General features: G+C 73.6%; 10 protein-coding genes and 1 tRNA gene. 4 read left to right on the top strand and 7 right to left on the bottom strand.

Annotated features, from left to right (window positions below; translation table 11 throughout):
* Positions 1 to 4: 4 nt before the first annotated feature.
* From AB0D10_RS22680 to AB0D10_RS22660, 5 genes are all read right to left on the bottom strand, one after another.
* Positions 5 to 1,843: an ABC transporter ATP-binding protein gene (locus tag AB0D10_RS22680; RefSeq protein ID WP_360259205.1), complete on the bottom strand. Its 1,839-nt coding sequence runs from the start codon at positions 1,841 to 1,843 to the stop codon at positions 5 to 7.
* Positions 1,840 to 5,073, bottom strand: coding sequence for a lantibiotic dehydratase (locus tag AB0D10_RS22675; protein WP_360259203.1), 3,234 nt, complete (start codon positions 5,071 to 5,073; stop codon positions 1,840 to 1,842). The genes AB0D10_RS22680 and AB0D10_RS22675 overlap by 4 nt, the downstream gene beginning before the upstream one ends.
* A complete protein-coding gene (locus AB0D10_RS22670; protein WP_360259201.1) occupies positions 5,070 to 6,428 on the bottom strand; it encodes a lanthionine synthetase LanC family protein in 1,359 nt (452 codons plus the stop codon). Before AB0D10_RS22670 ends, AB0D10_RS22675 begins: the two co-directional genes overlap by 4 nt.
* A 148-nt stretch (positions 6,429 to 6,576) precedes the next feature.
* A complete protein-coding gene (locus tag AB0D10_RS22665) occupies positions 6,577 to 6,750 on the bottom strand; it encodes an FDLD family class I lanthipeptide (protein WP_360259199.1) in 174 nt (57 codons plus the stop codon).
* A gap of 724 nt (positions 6,751 to 7,474) precedes the next feature.
* Positions 7,475 to 7,547 (bottom strand) — tRNA-Arg (locus tag AB0D10_RS22660).
* A gap of 176 nt (positions 7,548 to 7,723) precedes the next feature.
* Between AB0D10_RS22660 and AB0D10_RS22655 the strand changes: the two genes are divergently transcribed.
* Complete coding sequence (locus AB0D10_RS22655) at positions 7,724 to 9,259, top strand: glycosyltransferase family 39 protein (protein WP_360259197.1); 1,536 nt, start codon at positions 7,724 to 7,726, stop codon at positions 9,257 to 9,259.
* A 169-nt stretch (positions 9,260 to 9,428) separates the two neighbouring features.
* Here AB0D10_RS22655 and AB0D10_RS22650 read toward each other — a convergent pair whose 3' ends face one another.
* The gene (locus tag AB0D10_RS22650; RefSeq protein ID WP_360259194.1) at positions 9,429 to 11,939 is read right to left on the bottom strand and encodes a hypothetical protein; all 2,511 of its coding nucleotides are present in this window, start codon (positions 11,937 to 11,939) and stop codon (positions 9,429 to 9,431) included.
* A 298-nt stretch (positions 11,940 to 12,237) separates the two neighbouring features.
* On the opposite strand from AB0D10_RS22650, the gene AB0D10_RS22645 reads away from it, so the two are divergent.
* From AB0D10_RS22645 to AB0D10_RS22635, 3 genes are all read left to right on the top strand, one after another.
* Positions 12,238 to 12,990 carry a GPP34 family phosphoprotein gene (locus tag AB0D10_RS22645; RefSeq protein WP_360259192.1) on the top strand — a complete coding sequence of 251 codons (753 nt, stop codon included), beginning with the start codon at positions 12,238 to 12,240 and terminating at the stop codon, positions 12,988 to 12,990.
* Between the two features lie 622 nt (positions 12,991 to 13,612).
* Positions 13,613 to 14,476, top strand: a complete 864-nt coding sequence (locus tag AB0D10_RS22640; RefSeq protein WP_360259190.1) for a helix-turn-helix transcriptional regulator — start codon at positions 13,613 to 13,615, stop codon at positions 14,474 to 14,476.
* Positions 14,473 to 14,688 carry a DUF397 domain-containing protein gene (locus AB0D10_RS22635; RefSeq protein ID WP_360259188.1) on the top strand — a complete coding sequence of 72 codons (216 nt, stop codon included), beginning with the start codon at positions 14,473 to 14,475 and terminating at the stop codon, positions 14,686 to 14,688. The genes AB0D10_RS22640 and AB0D10_RS22635 overlap by 4 nt, the downstream gene beginning before the upstream one ends.
* 150 nt (positions 14,689 to 14,838) lie before the next feature.
* Here AB0D10_RS22635 and AB0D10_RS22630 read toward each other — a convergent pair whose 3' ends face one another.
* Positions 14,839 to 15,954: an ADP-ribosylglycohydrolase family protein gene (locus AB0D10_RS22630; protein ID WP_360259185.1), complete on the bottom strand. Its 1,116-nt coding sequence runs from the start codon at positions 15,952 to 15,954 to the stop codon at positions 14,839 to 14,841.
* Positions 15,955 to 16,049 lie beyond the last annotated feature (95 nt).

The raw sequence follows: 16,049 nt of genomic DNA, 5'->3' as shown, positions 1-16,049 counted from the left end.
CGCCTCACGAGTGGGACTGGGACACGGATTCGCGATCGGTCGCCTGCGCGTGGAACATCCGGGCGTAGAGCCCGTCGAGCTCCAGCAGCTCCCGGTGGCTGCCGTCCTCGACCAGTCGGCCCCGGTCGAACACCAGCACCCGGTCGGCCCGGACCACCGAGGAGAACCGGTGGGCGATCAGGACCGAGACCTGCCCGTCCACCGCGGTGGTCAGGGTGTCGAGCAGCGCCGCCTCGGTGATGGTGTCCAGCGCGGCCGTCGGCTCGTCCATCACCCGCACCCCGGCCCGGCGGACCAGGCCACGGGCGATGGCGAGCCGCTGCCACTGCCCGCCGGAGAACTCCACGCCGCCCTGGAAGGACCGGCCCGCCTGGGTGTCGTAGCCCTCGGGCAGGGTCGCCACGTGCTCGTGGATGCCGACCTCCTCGGCCGCCTCGCGCACCCGTTCCGGCCCCCGGTCGGGCTGGTGGACGGCGCCGAGCGAGATGTTCTCCCCCACCGTCAGCTGGTACTCGACGTAGTCCTGGAACACGTACGAGATCCCGTCGCGCAGGCTGTCCGGGTCGTAGTCGCCCAGCGGCACGCCGTCCACCAGGATCTCGCCCCCGGTCGGCTCGTACAGCCGCCCCACGAGTTTGCCGACCGTCGACTTCCCCGCGCCGTTGAGCCCGACGATCGCCGTCACCTCGCCGGGGCGCAGCGTGAACGACACCCCGGACAGCGCGGCCCGGCCGGCCCCCGGGTACCGGAACGAGACGTCGCGGAACTCGATGCCGGTCGACAGCCGGGCGGGGAAGGAGCGGTCGCCGCCCTCGGCCTGCTGCGGGTCGATGGCCAGGAACTCGACGACGTTGCGCAGGTACAGCTGGTTGACGTACATCCCGGCCACCCCGCCGAAGAACTGCTGCATGCTGCTCTGCAGCATGCCGATCGCCGGGATCACCGCGAAGAGCCGGGCCAGGTGGCCGGCGTCGCTGCCGGCCAGGATCGCGGTGGCCTGGGCCCCGAGCGTCAGGGCCGCGGTGAGGACCATCATCGGGATCGCCAGCCGCACGTTGCGGTCGGCCAGCCGCAGGTCCGCCCCGACGATGCGGGCGAGCAGCCGGCCGTGGTTGGCCTGCAGCACCGGGCCGAGGCGGAAGGCCAGCACCTCCTTCATCGAACCCGGCTGGGAGGCGAGGTGCTGCCAGTAGGTGAGCCGCCGCCGCTCCTCGGACCGTCCGTGCTCCAGGGCGTGACCGCGCCGGCCCTGGACGATCTGGGAGACGATCGCCGGGAAGGGCGCGAACATGGCGAGCACGGCCACCCGGACGTCCAGCGTCCAGAGGATCGCTCCGACCGAGCCGAAGGTCACCACCTGGGTGGCCACCTGGATCACCTGGTTGAGCATCAGCCCGGGCCGGAAGTTGACCTCCCGGACGGCTCGCTGCAGCGAGTCCTGCACCCGCGGGTCCTCGACCTGCGACAGCGAGAAGCCGGCCGCCCGCCCGATGATCCGGTCCGCCAGGCCCGCTGACAGGCGGCTCTGGCAGCGCTGCATGGCGCGGTTCTGGAACACCGCCATCAGCTGGCCGGCCAGGCCCAGCGCCCCGAGCAGGACCAGGAAGCCGATCGCCCCGGACACCTGGCCGCCGGCGCCGGCGGCGTGCACCAGCGCGGTCGCGAACGCCGCGGTCACCTTGACCTGGACGCCCGGGAGGGCTCCCGCGCCGACGGCGAACAGCACCACCTGGACCGTCGCCCGGCGGTCCGACTGCCAGGCAAGCCGCAGCACGGTCAGCGCGGGTGCGACGTCGGCCGGCAGCCTCGCGACCCGGCTGCGGATCCGGCGCACGGGGTTCACCCGTCCCCCCGGGCCGCCGCACCCCGCTGCTGGCCGACCACCCGGTCGAGCAGCCGCCGCCACACCCCGTAGGCGGCCTCCTCCTGGTCCCGGGGCAGGCCCATCCGGTTGCAGTGCATGTGCAGCAGGGCCCGGACCACACCCGTCCGGTCCGACCAGAGCTCACCGCTCTCCACCCGCTTCGCCAGCTCCCGGACGTACCGGTCGCCGTCCTCCTGCCAGAGCGACTCCACCAGGCCGAGCACCCGGGCGTCCCGGCCCGGCTCGGTGTGGCCGCGCCAGAGGTCCCTGGCCGCCGCGCGGTACTCCGGTCCGCCGGCCGTCGGGCCGGACATCGAACGGGCCATCGCGTGCCGCTCGGCGAAGTCCGGCAGCAGGATCCGGCCGACGCGCTCCAGGCTGAGGCCGGTCAGCGCGATCCGGTCGAGGGCCGGCGCCGAACCCTCGGGCAGCGGCTCGGACAGGTGCCCCAGCAGGGCCAGGGCGGCGGCGCTGTCCCGCTGGAACAGCACCTCGGCCCGGTCGATGAGGAACGGCCCGCCGTACCGCTCGACCTCCCGGCGGTAGACCGGGAAGGCCAGGTCGGTGATCCGCCCGTCCGCCATCAGGCCGTGCGCCCACGCGGCGACGTGCCCGAACACGTCCCGGGCCCGGTCCCGGTCCGGGACGTGGACGCGCAGCCGCAGGTGCGGGGCCGGGTCGACGTAGCGGAGGAAGAACGGGTGGCCGGTGCCGAATCGGTCGCCCAGCTCGGCGGCCAGCGCGGCCACTTCCCCGGTCAGCAGACCGTCCAGCGAGTCGCTCTCGGCGTACAGCTTGGCGTACACCCACTCGCCGCCCGGGGGCCGCAGCCGCTGTTCCTCCGCCACCCGGTACGGGCCCCGGGGCAGCGGCGGGCGGGCGGCGGGCGGCGCGGCCGACAGCACCGGGACGACGACCTCGGCGACGAAGTCCTCGCCCCGGCCGTCCCGCAGGAAGCCGTCCCGGGGAGCGGGCATCGCCTCCTCGACCTGCAGCGCGAAGCCCTCGGCGTGCTTGCCGGCGGCCAGCCTGAGCTCCTCCAGCGAGGGCGCGCTCTCCAGGTCCAGCAGGAGGGTGTTGTCGCTCTGGGCCAGGTGGCAGAAGCGCGGCACCGACCAGCGCGAGCGCCAGTCCGCGACCGCCGCCGCGAAGTCGGCGAGCCGACCGGTGCACCCGGCCGGCACGTCGCGGTCGGTCAGCAGCCAGCGCGCCCGCTTGACCACCAGGTCACGCCAGACCAGCCGGGGCAGGAAGGGCATGCTCGACGCGAGCTCGCCCCAGTCGAAGGGGGCGGCGCCGCGGAACTGCGTCGCCGAGACCTCCAGCAGGAAGCGGCAGACGTTCGGTCCGGACAGCGGGTTCAGCATGGTGTTCTGGGTGACGTGCAGCTCGCGCTCCAACGCCCGGCTGTACAGGTAGAGTTCGCCGTCCCGCACGCCGACCAGGATGTCGTCCAGCGCGAGCACCCGGTCGGCCGGGAGGCCCGGGGCCACGTTGAGCGGCAGCTCCAGCTCGCGGAGCACCGGGCGCAGCGACACGTTGCCGGCCCGGGCCTTGGCGGGCAGGTAGGTCAGCTCGACCACGGCCAGGCCGGGCAGCCGCTCCTCCTCGGCGGCGGCCAGCCCGCGCAGGCGGTCCTGGAGTTCGTCCGTCAGCAGGTCGTGGAAGCGGGCGAAGGTCCGGCCGCCGAAGGCCACCCCGGTCTCGGTGACGACCCCGCGCCAGCGCGGGTGCGAGGGCGAGGGCGGCAGCACCTGGAGGTGCACGTCCAGCGCGGGGGTCGGTTCCCTGCGGTCGTTCGGCCTCGTGCCGGCCGCCCGCAGGTCCGCCAGCGTCCGCTCGTCCAGGACGAGTTCGCGTGAGCCGGCCGCCAGTGCGGTCGCCACCATCCGGCCCAGGACGGCCTCGCGCTCCTCGCGCCCGTGGTCTGGGGTGACCGGCTGCAGGTCGAATCCGCGCGGCGGGTTGCGGTAGCCGGTGGGCGCGCCGAGACCGGTCTCCGGGGAGAGCAGTTCGAGCAGCGGCACCTCGGCCTGGGAGCCGTACCGCTCGGTGAGCGCGGTGGCGTAGTCGCGCAGCCGCTGGGGGTACTTGAAGACGGTGCCGACGGTGGTGAACAGTTCGGCGGCGTCCTCGGCCAGCCGCTGGACGTCGGCCGGCAGGCCCGGCCGTCCGGGCAGATCCAGCGTCGAGTCCACCTGCAGGAAGTGACCCTGGTAGTCGGCGTCGACCTCGGCGCCGAGCGGTTCGACCGTACCGAACAGGCCCGGCAGGTCGCTGGTGCGGCCGTGCCGGTTGAACGCGGCCACCTCCTGCTCGACCCGGCGCAGCGCGGCCAGGGCGTCCGGCGCGAGAGCGGTGCCCAGTTGAGCGGCGGCGTCGCTTCGGCCGGGATCGCCCAGCAGGGCGGGCCGGCGCGAGGTGATGAGGAAGTCCAGCCGGACCAACTGCCGCAGCAGGCCGAGCACCTGGTCCTCCGGCACGGAGGGGTACTGCTCCGTCAGCAGGCCGGCCAGTTCGGCGAGGGTCCGCGGCCGGCGGGCCGCCTCCAGCACCAGGCGCACGGCCGGGGACCAGCGCACCGAGGCGGTCCGGCGGGTCCCTTCGCCGTAGCCGTCCGCGACGGAGAGCCAGGCGCGGCCGCGGCCCAGGTGGGTCAGGTCGTTGGTGCGCAGTTCGAGGTCCGGACGCGGTTCCGCCGAGTCGGCGGCCGACTTGAACAGGTGGAGCATCCAACCGGAATCCAGCCGGGCCCGGGAGGAGCTGATCGCGGGGCTGCCGAGAACGGGGGCCGGTCCGTCGCCGAAGAACCCTCCGGCGACACCGGCGACCGTGCTGAGCGGCGTGGGGCGCGCGCTCATCCGGTTCAGGTAACGGCCCAGGCTCATCATCGCCCGGTGGCGGTCCTTGGGTGCCAGGGTGTCGAGCCGGTCGACGGCCTGCGCGAGGTCGGGGGCCGCCATCCGGATCGCGGAACGCACCTGGGGGTCGGCCCACAGCTCCAGCAGGCCGCGCAGGTAGCCGTCCTCCCAGTCGGCGGGGACGGCCGTCGCCGGGTCGCCGGCGCAGGCGGCGAGCAGGTCGGTCAGGCCGCGGGCCGGCAGGGCGGGGGCGCGGAGCAGGAAGAAGTCGGTCGCGGTGTAGGAGCGGCGGCCGGCCCGGGGGGCGCGGCCGTTCGGCTCCGTCCGGTGGGTGTGCGTCGCGGTCATCGGGCCGCCGTCCTTTCGCCGCTCCGGGCCGGGGTGAGGAAGAGCAGTTCGTCCCAGTCCGCCACCTCCGGACGGACGGCGGCGGAGAGCGCCAGCAGGGTGCCGGCCGCGCCGGTGAGGAAGCCGGGGTCGTCGACGCGCTGTCCGGCCTCGGGTTCGTCCGCGACCAGGAACGGCCGGTCCGGGTCGGCCAGGCCGACGACCGCCGCCAGGCTCCGGTCGGCCATGTCGCGGAACTCCTCGACCCCGGTCTCGGCGTGGGCGCGGCGGTAGACGGCGGCCATCCCGGCGTGCCCGTGGCACAGGGTCGGGGCGAACACGTGGCGGTACGCGGGATCGGTGTCGAGGACGCGCCTCAGCGCGCCGATCGCGGTCTCCCGCAGGTCCGCGTCGTCCAGGACGGCGGCGGCGGCCAGCAACCCGGTGCCGATGCCGGGCGCGCCGTAGCACCAGGCCGCGCGGGAGGGCTCCTCGGCCGGGTCGTGGACGGGGCGCAGGGTGTGTTCCTCCGCCTGGAGGCAGACCGCCCAGCCCGCCCGGGGGTCGGGGTCGGCGGTCCGGTGGAGCACCAGCCACTCGGCCAGGTCGGCGACCTTCCCGGTCACCCGGGAGCCGCCGTAGCCGGCCGCGGCGGCGGCGGTGAACGCGCCGAGGATGCCCGGCAGGCCGTGCGCGAAGCCGAGGTTGTACATCCCGTGCGGGGCGCGCTCGGCGTACCAGGGGAAGGCGGGCGGGTAGTGGGCCGGCGTCATCAGCCAGCCGAAGCGCTGCTGCCCGTCCGCGGCGGTGACGGCGTCGAGGTAGTCGACCAGCTCGTCGATGGCGGTCCGCAGCGGGGAGCCCTCGGGCGCGCCGACGACCGTCGCGAGCCGTACGGCCGCGGCCAGTTGCCCGGAGGCGCCCTCGACGACGTCGTAGGCGGTGAACGGCAGGCCGGTTCCGGGGGCGGGTCGGCGGGTGGCGGCGACCTGCTCGCCGAAGCTGTCGGCGACCCGGCGCAGGGACGGCAGGTAGCGCTCGTCGTGTTCGGCGAACGCGAGGAGGACGGAGGCGAATCCGGCGGTGCCGGTGTACAGGCCCGGTCCGGAGTAGGGGCGCTGCGCGGTGCCCGCGGCGGCGCTGCGCAGCACGGCGCGGGCGCCGTCCAGCAGCCCGGAGTCGTCGAGGGCGCGGCCCGCGCAGAGCAGGGCCAGGGCCATGCCGGGGTGGCCGTTGGCCAGGCCCAGCCGGTCGTGGTGCAGGTGCGGCCGGTCCGGACCGTCACCGGAGGCCGTCCTCAGGGCGAAGTCCGCCAGGCGGTCGGCGATGTCCCGGGTGAGCCCGGTCAGCGCTGTTCCATCGTTGGGCTCGGCCACAGTGGGGCTCCCGATCTCGCAGTGGATCCGGCTCGCGCCGGGGTCGTCTCAGGGACGGCGCGGGGCTCCCGGCCCCATGGTGCCGGGAGCCCCGTGCCCGATCAGGTGCCGTCGCTCCGGGGAGCCACGGCTACCGGACCTACGGGCTTCAGCAGACGCTGGAGCCGGCGCAGCCGCAGCTGCCGCAGGTGTCGGTGTACTGGCAGTCACAGGAGTAGTGGCAGGAGTAGCAAGTGCTGCCCATGCTCAGGAAGCCATCGGGGGACGCGGCGACCGGGGCGGTGGCCACGCGGACGTCGAGGTCAAAGTCGTTGTTCGACATATCTCTCCTCCGTGCTGTTGATTTCGGACATTTGCCCCCTCCGCACAAGCGGCCGGCCCCGGCGAAAAACACCGGGTCGGCGGGGCGAAAGCATTTCTAGCACGACGTCCACGGCGATCGAAATATTAACGCAGTATTTCACTCCGTTTCGGCCACGGGAGACTGTCGAGCAGCTTCACCGCCCCCACACATCCACAGGTCAGGGCCCACCAACGACGCAATCAGGGCATGCCCGGGTGGCCGAATCGCAACGGCCGCCCGGCCGATTCACCCGATTTGCTGCCACTCGCGAATCTCGCGACGACTGAGCCCTCTCGGTCGGAAATTCGCGAATACTCCGTCCAGCCGAACCGGCAATTGCACGACGAAATCACCGGAGGTTCAATTACCGGTCGCACACAATGTGAATCCTCAATTCCGGTATCGGGTCACGGCCGGGTTCGTCGACGGAACGACCTCCGACCTGGGCGTCGGTGCGGGTGGGCGGGGTGGGGCCGCTGGGACGGGCCGGAGGATCTGCCGGTGGGCGATCTTGACCATGCGCGGGCGAGCGCGCGGACGGGCAGGCAAGCCCGGCCGGGAGCGGCAGAACGGGCCGGGCGGAGGGCGGACGGGCCGGAGGCAGGCGGTGCCGGCGGTCCTGGCGGTGTCAGCGGTCCCGCCGGGAAAAGGAACAGGCCCCCGACCCGGAGTGGGCGGGGGCCTGTGGCCTTCGTGCTGGTCGTGCCCCAGACAGGAATCGAACCTGCGACACCGGCTTTAGGAGAGCCGTGCTCTATCCCCTGAGCTACTGAGGCGTGGCCCGGCTGTGGCGAGGCCGCTCACAGCGTACCGGATCGGGGGTGGGGAGCGGGGTGGTGGACGGGGTGCGGGTGGGAGCACGGGTGCCGACGGGGTGTCAGGGCGGGTCAAGTAGCCTGCCGGGAGGTGCCCGGTCCGCCCGGCACGCCGCGTGAAGGAGACGAAGGACCCGATGAGACCTGCTGTGCGCCCGGTCGTCCGACTGCTGGGGCAGGTGTGGTTGTGGCCCGCGCTGGTGATGCTGGCGGTGGGCGGGTACCGGCTGGGGACGCCGGACCTGTGGCGGGACGAGATAGCGACCTCGACGGTGGCCACCCGCTCGCTGGGCGACCTGCTGCGGCTGCTCCAGCACATCGACGCCAGCAACGGCGCGTACTACCTGCTGATGCACGGCTGGACGGCGGTCTTCGGCGACTCGACGGTGGCGCTGCGGATTCCGTCGGTGCTGGCCATGGCGGGCGCCGCCGCCTTCGTGGCGCTGACCGCACGGCGGCTGTTCGGCGGGCGGGTCGCCGCGGTCGGCGCCGGCCTGCTGTTCACGGTGCCTCCCCTGGTCTCCCGGTACGCCCAGGAGGCGCGCTCGTACGCGCTGGTGACCTGCGCGATCGCGGCCGCCACCTACTTCCTGCTGCGGGCGCTGGAGCGGCCGACGTGGCGGCGCTGGGCGCCGTACTGCGCGGCCATGGCCGTGGCCGGCGCGGGCCACCTGATCTCCTTCAGCACGCTGGCCGGGCAGGCCGCCCTGGTCGCGCTGCACCTGTGGCGCACCCGGGAGGCCCCGGACCGGCGGCTGCTGTGGCAGTACCCGCTGGCGGTCGCGGTCGCCGCGCTGCCCGTGCTGCCGGTGGTGCTGCTCGGCAGCAGCCAGTCGGACCGGCAGCTGGGCTGGATCACCACGCCGTCCCTCAGCCGCCTGGCCCACTTCGGCGAGCACCTGTTCGGCTCGGGACCGGTGTCCTACCTCTTCGTGCTGCTGGCCGTGCCGGCGCTGGCGCTGCCCGGCCGGCGGCTGCAGGCCTGGCAGGTGCTGCTGCTCGCCGAGCTGCCGGTGGTGAGCGTCTGGCTGGTGTCCCGCCTGGGCGGCACCTCGTACTTCATCGACCGGTACCTGCTGTTCACGGTGCCCGCCTGGGCGGTGCTGGCCGGCGGCGGGGTCGGGGCGGCGTACGGCGCGCTGGTGGCCCGCGCGCGCCGCGTCCCGGAGCCGCGGAGGGCCGTCGCGGCGGCCGGGCTGCTGGCGGTGGGGCTGCTCGCCGTTCCGGCCGTGGCGGCGCTGCCCGAGCAGCCCGCGGTGCGGTACGTCGGCTCGCACAACGGCTCGGAGGAGCCGTTCAAGGCGGCCGCCCGAACGATCGCCGCCGGTTACCGCTCCGGGGACGGGATGGCGGCCCCGCTGGGCAACCAGTCGTGGGCGATGGTCTGGCCGGGCGTCAGCCACTACCTGCCGTCGGACGTGCACCTGTACCCGGTGTTCGTCGCGCAGAGCGCCGACGACGCGGAGGACCTGTCGCCGACGCCCTGTGCGAAGCCCGAGGCGTGCCTGGGCCCGGTGTCCCGGATCTGGCTGCTGGTCCTCGGCGACACCTCCGACCCGCTGGGCACCATGCCGACGGACCAGGCGCAGGTGCTCCGCACCCAGTACGGGGACCCGGACGAGGTGACCCCGCTCGGCGGGTTCACGCTCGCGCTGCTCGACCGCGACACATAGGCCCGGCGCGGGACCGCGCGCCCGGCGCCGGGGTGGGGAACGAACGACGAAGGGGAGCCGGTGCGGACCGGCTCCCCTTCGTCGTTCAGCAGTTGAGCAGTTCAGCAGTTCCAGCGGTTCAGCGGTTCCAGCAGTTCAGCGATTCGGCTGTCCCGGCTGCCTCGACGGCTCACAGCGTGCGCAGCAGTCGGGACTGGATGGACGCCGGGTTGAGGTCGGCCTGGAGGGCCACCGGGACCTCCGCCTTGTTGTCGCCGGCGCCCACCCGCAGCACGCCGACCTCCTTGCCGGCCTTCTCGGTGTGGCCGATCTTCGACGCGTCCAGGGTGACCGTGCCGGAGATGCCCGGGAAGCCCGCCACCACCAGGTCCTTGGTCGCGACCAGCGGGACCTTGCCGCCGAGCCCGTCGTCGACCGAGCCGACGACGTCGCCCTGCTTGACCACGGTCTGGCCCGTCACGCCGTTCTGCGCGGCCTGGATCTGCTTGCCGCTGACCTTGAGCACGGTCGGCAGGATGCCGTCGTTCGCGGCGGGCGAGGTGGCCTGCTGCCCCAGGGTGACGCCGAGGATCAGCCGCTTCACGCCGCCGATCTCCTTGTAGGCGGCCCACATCAGGCAGCCGCCGGCCGGGGTGCTGGAGCCGGTCTTGACGCCGATCACCCCGGTCTTCGGGTTGATCAGGTTGTTGGTGTTGGGGATCCGCGTGTTGTTGAAGTTGGTCTCCGGGGTGGAGACGATCTGGCGGAAGATCTCGTCCTGCATGACCTGCTCGGCCAGCTTCAGCTGGTCCTTGGCGGTGGACTTGGTGTCCGCGTTGTAGCCCGCCGGGTCCGCGTAGATGGTGTTGGTCATGCCGAACTTGGCCGCGGTGTCGTTCATCAGCTTGACGAACGCGTCCTCGGAGCCGGAGTGGAAGCGGGCGAGCAGCCGGGCCACGTTGTTGGCCGACGGCAGCATCAGCAGCTCCAGCGCCTGGTACTCGGTGAGCACCTGGTTCTCGGTGAGCGTCACCTTGGACTCGTCGACGTTGCCGGACTCCTGCGCGGCCTGCTTGTCGACGACGATCTTCGGGCCGCTCTCCCCCTTCTTCAGCGGGAACTTCTGCAGGATCAGGTAGGCGTTCATCACCTTGGTGACGCTGGCGATCGAGGCCGGTGTCTCCTGGCCCGAGCTGCCGAGGCTGCCGACGCCGACCACCTCGGCTGCGGACTGGCCCTTGGCCGGCCAGGCGAGGTCCAACTGGTCACCGGAGAAGCTGTAGCTGCCCGTGGCGGTCATCTTCACCTTGGCGTCCGGCAGCGGACGCAGCAGCTGGGCCACCACGGCCACGCCGAGCACCACGGCGAGGAAGACGGTCCAGATGGTCGCCCGCTTGAGGGCGCGGCGCAGCGGCGAGACCGGGCGGGCGTTGAGGGAGGCCAGGACCTCCATCGCCTCCGCGGTGGTCTCGGGCGAGGGCAGCGGCACCGGAGCGGGCAGCGGCTCGGGCTTCGGCAGCGGCGGGACCGGCGGCACCGGCCGCGGGTCGGGATCGGGCAGCGGCTTCGGGGGCGGCACGGGGACGGGCACGGGCTTGGGAGCCGGCTTCGGCTCCGGCGACGGCTCGGGCTCGGGCGACGGCTCGGGCTCCGGGACGGGCCGGGGCTTCGGCTCGGGCACGGTGCCGGCCGACGCGGCGGCGACGGTGCGCGGCGGCGCGGGCTTCTCCGGCTTCTCGGCCTGCCCCGACTTCTGACCGGGCTGCCCGGTCTCGGTCAGCGCGACGGGGGAGGCGTCGGCGGCGGAGACGTCCTCGGAGGAGGTGCCCTCGTCGGGGGCGTCGTCGGTGCCCTCGGTGTCCTGGGCGCTCGCCGCCTTCTCGGGCTTCGCCGCCTTCTCGGGCTTCGCGGCCTTCTCGGGCCCGGCGGACTTCTCGTCCTTGCCCTTCGCGGTGGTGGGAGCGGCCTCGGCCTCGGCGGCTTCGGTCGCTGCCCCGGCAGCCGCGGTCCCGGCAGCCTCGGCCTCGGCAGGCCCGGTCCCGGCTTCGGCGGGCTCGACCGCCTTCGCCGGCGCCTTGGCGTCCGCCTTCTCCGGCGCCCGGTCCGCCGCCTCCTCCACCCCCGCCGCAGTGGTCCGCATGGCGAGACGCGGGTCGGCGGTGGGCGGGCGCTCGGCGGGCTCCTTCGCCGAGGCGGCGGCCGGAGCGGCCTTCCCCTTCTCCCCGTCACCACCGGAACTCGGCTTGCCCGCGGGCTTCACCAGCTCTTCGGGCAGCCGCAGCGCGGTGGTCTTGTTGTCCACCGGCAGTCGCAGCATCGTCGTCTTGCTGTCCACATCCCGGACGCGGAGCTGTACGGTCGAGGCACCCTTGGCCCCCGTCTCCGGAACCTCGTCCGGTGCCTTCGCGGCGCCCTCGGCGGACGACTCCGAGGATGGCTTCGCGGACGCCTTCGCGGGCGTCTTCGCGGGCGTCTTCGGGGACGCCTCCCCGGAGGTCTCCGCAGCGCTGTCCGAGGAGCCGCCCGGGAAGTTCCCGGCTGACGCCCCGGCAGCAGCCGGGCCGGAGCCGCCCCCGGCGGACCCGGCGGACCCGGCGGACCCGGCGGACCCGGCGACATCGGCCGCCGCACCGGTCCGTTCGCGTTCGCGGTCCTGCTCCCGCCCGCCGTCCCTCAGCACCCTGTCGGGGGACTCGCCCACGTATCCCAGCCTCCTCAACGCCCGGCGGGGCACCGGCGAACCCGATTTCGGGAAGCCGACGCCCCGCCCCGTGTACCTGTACAGTCTCCGCCACCGGCGGCCGTTCCCACCGCGCACACCCCGCCCGACCGGCCCTTATTGCCATCGCTCGGCCGCACCGCGGTCCGTTCACCGATCAGACGCCGGGCCCGCGGCCCCCGGTTCCGCGCCTTCACCGCAAGGTCACGATTCGGAGGCGTACTCGACAAGCCCGTGTGAGAGGCGTCACCCTGTCTCTCATCCACGCGGGGAGGCTTGGATGGGCAAGAGCCGCAGAACTGTTCCCGAGGAACTCTTGCTGCTCGCTTTGGACCCGACCACGGGTACCACGGCGCAGCCGCAGACCCTCGACCTCGGACTCGCCGGGGCCCAGCTCGTCGAGCTGTCCCTGGCCGGACGGATCGTACCGGAGGGAGACCGGATCGCTGTCGTGCTCGCACGGCCGACCGGTGACCCGACCCTTGACCACGCACTGGAACTGCTGCGCCGACGCGGCAGTCCGGTCCGCGCGGCGCACTGGATCGGCGGACCGCGGCTCGGGCTGCGGCAGACCTATCTGGCGCACCTGGAGCGCTGCGGCATGGTGACCGCCGTGGCGGGCCAGGTGTGCGGGGTGCTGCCGACGACCCGGTACCAGGCGTCCGACGACTGCACCAACGCCGCGATCAAGCAGCGGCTGGACACCGCGATCCGCACCGGCGTGCCGCCGGACCCGCGGACCGCGGCGCTCGCCGCGCTCGCTCACTCGGTGGGTCTGGGCAAGCACCTGTACCCGGGCAACGAGGGCCGGTCCTCGCGGTCGCGGCTGCGCGACCTGATCCGGTACGACCCGCTCGGCGGGATGGTCGCGCACGCCGTGATGGACGTGCAGAACGGCCTGCCGACGCAGCAGAACCGTTCTTCCCAGGGCCCCGGCCCCGGGTCCGCCCCTGCCACCGGCCGCTCCGGCGCCCGTACCGCGGGCCGGGGTTCGGGCGGGCGGGTCCCCGCCTCCCGGGTCGGCGTCCGCTGACCCGGGGACGCCGCGGCGGTCCGGTGACCGGAGCGGTCCGGCGTTCGGATCCGTCCGCTGTTCCGAACGGTCCGGTGACCGGAGCGGTCCGGCCGGTCCCCGGTGGACGGGCCGGCGCACGATACACCGTCCGACGCATCCGCGGGCACGCCTGACGGCGCGTGTCGCCCCGTCCGCGCCTCCGGGAGGCGCCGAGCGACCCGCCGCACGACCCGAACCACCGGCACCACCCGCGCCACAAGCACCGCGAGCACCACCAGAGGCAGCACCGAGGGGCGGTCGCCCCGCGACGCAAGTCGCCCGGCGACCGCCCCTCTTGCCGTCCCCGGAGGCCCGCAGCGGTCCGCTCCCACCCGTGCCAGGGGCATGTGCGGGGGCGGCCCCGAGGGGCGTCCGCCGCACTACCCGTCCGAGTCGTCCAGCCGCATTACCACCTGGGGGCTTTCGCTGTCTCGCGGAAGCACTTTTCCGATGATCTGTTCTACCGCGCTGCTGTGATTCCCCGGCGCCGACCTGGCCCAAGGTGACATGCTGCTCCAAGTCAGGGGGGTTGGTCCCAATGTCCGAAGTGTTCCGAGGACTGCCGTTCCAACGATCACGAGAGGTCCGGCCGGAGGTCGAAGTGTCCGCCAACGTCAATCCCACCGTCCGCCGCCGACGCCTCGGCTCCGAACTGCGCAAACTCCGCGAGGGCCTCGGCATGACGGCGGAGGAGGTCGCCGGCCGGCTGATGGTCTCCCAGTCGAAGATCAGTCGCCTGGAGAACGGCCGCCGCAGCATCAGCCAGCGCGACGTGCGCGACCTCTGCGACGTGTACAAGGTGGCCGACGACCAGATGCGTGCCAGCCTGATGGAGATGGCCAAGGAGTCGCGCCAGCGCGGCTGGTGGCACGACTTCAACGACATGCCGACCCCGTACAGCGTCTACATCGGGCTCGAAGCCGAGGCCTCCTCGATCCGCGCGTACGAGTCCTCCTTCGTCCCGGGCCTGCTGCAGACCGAGCAGTACGCCCAGGCCGTGGTCGAGGGCACCCAGCCGGACACCGACGCGAACGCCGTGCAGCGCCGGGTGCAGGTCCGGATGAAGCGCCAGGAGCGCGTCCACGGCGAGAACCAGCTGGGCAGCCTGTGGACCGTCATAGACGAGGCGGTGCTGCGCCGAGAGGTCGGCAGCAAGGGGGTGATGGCCCGGCAGCTGCAGCAGATGCTGGAGCTCAGCCTGCGCCCGAACATCACCATCCAGGTGATCCCGTTCTCGCACGGCGCGCATCCCGGCATGACCGGGACATTCTCCCTGCTGGAGTTCCCGGAGTCAGCCGATTCCACGGTTGTCTACTTCGAAGGTGTGACGAGCGATCTCTACCTGGAGAAGGAGGCTGATGTGCGCCGCTATACCGGTCTGTACGACTACCTGAGGGCGGCCGCACTCGGTGTCGCGGAGAGCCGGTCGCTGATAGCCGACATCGAAAAGGAATTCCACGAATGATCACCCCGTCCGAGCACGGAACCCGATGGCGCAAGAGCAGTCACAGCGGCGGCCAAGGCGCCTGTGTGGAGATCGCCCTCCCCGGCGCGGGGGAGGTGGCGGTCCGGGACTCCAAGGATCCCCGGGGACCCCATCTCCGCTTCTCGACCGAGGCCTGGAACGCCTTCGCCTCGGCGGCGGCGGCAGGCGGCTTCGGCGAGCTCCCGGGCTGACCCGCCCGAGCGGTTCCGTACCCGGACCAGTTGCCCGTAGCGGTGTCCGTCGCCCCTCGGCGGCCGTCGGCGCTACGGGCAACTTCCGTTCCAGGGGGCGGCCCCTGGGCCGGACATGGCCCAGCGGTCGGGGCCGGCTTGGGCGGTGCCTCAGTCCGTCACCGGGTAGCGGGCGCACCAGCCGGTGCCCTCCGCCGTCCGCCGGTCGTGCAGTTCGGCGCCGTGCATCAGTTCCAGCACGAAGTCGTCGGCGAGTTCGAGGATCGCGGCGCGCCCCTCGACTCCCGCCACCAGGCCCGGCGGCAGCGCGGTGTCCCCGTGCAGCACGCCGAGCAGGTTGCCGCAGATCGCCCCGGTGGAGTCGCTGTCCCCGGAGTGGTTGACGGCGAGCAGCAGGCCGGAGCGGACGTCGTGGGCGACCAGCGCGCAGTAGACCGCGATCGCCAGCGCCTCCTCGGCGACCCAGCCCTCCCCCAGCGCCTCGACCCGCTCCGCGGAGGGCTCGCCGGCCCGTACGGCGTCCAGCGCGGCCCGCAGCGCGGCGGTGGTCTCCTCGTGCCCCTGCCGCTCGGAGAGCAGGGCGAGCGCGAGGTGGACGCCCTCCTCCAGGGTGCCGCCGCGGGCCACCGACTGGATGACCACCGCGAACGCGCCCGCCGCGAGGTAGCCGGTGGGGTGGCCGTGGGTGAGTACCGAGCACTCGACGGCGAGCTGGAACACCAGGCCCGGCTCCCAGGTGGTGAGCAGCCCGAACGGCGCCGCCCGCACCACCGTGCCGCAGGCCTTGGAGTGCGGGTTCTTGGGCCGGTCGAGGGTGCCGAGCCGCTCGGCGTCGGGCCCGGTGAGGCCGGACAGGCAGCCCTGGCCGGGGGCGCGCTGGGCGTACAGCCACTCCTCGCGGCCGAGCCAGCCGAGGTCGGGGCGGCGCTCGTCCGGGCCCCAGTCGCGCTGGGTGGCGGCCCAGCGCAGGTAGGCCAGGTGCAGGTCGGTGGGCGGGTGCCAGCTGCCGGTGTCGCGCCGGATGTGGGCGCGGATGAGTCCGTCGACGGTGAACAGGCTGAGCTGGGTGTCGTCGGTGACGGCGCCGGTGCGCCCGTACGCGGGGACGTAGCCGGTGACGCCCTGCGGGCCGTACTGGGCCCTGATCTTCTCCAGCGCCTCGAACTCGACACCGGCGCCGAGCGCGTCGCCGATGGCCCCGCCGAGCAGGCAGCCCCGCACCCGGCTGCGGTAGTCCTGCTGCTGGGCGCGTGACCACAGTGGCATCACGACGGGGCGCCTTTCCTCGGAGCGGGGGCCGCGCACGACGCTCGGCCGGTCGCGCGCCCTCGCACTGTACTTCGACGGCCCGTACGGATCGA

The organism is Kitasatospora sp. NPDC048545, from assembly GCF_040651155.1.
In the GTDB taxonomy this organism is placed as follows: Bacteria; Actinomycetota; Actinomycetes; order Streptomycetales; family Streptomycetaceae; genus Kitasatospora.
Note: the sequence above shows the minus strand (reverse complement) of the source record. Positions and strands in the feature narration are given on the sequence as shown.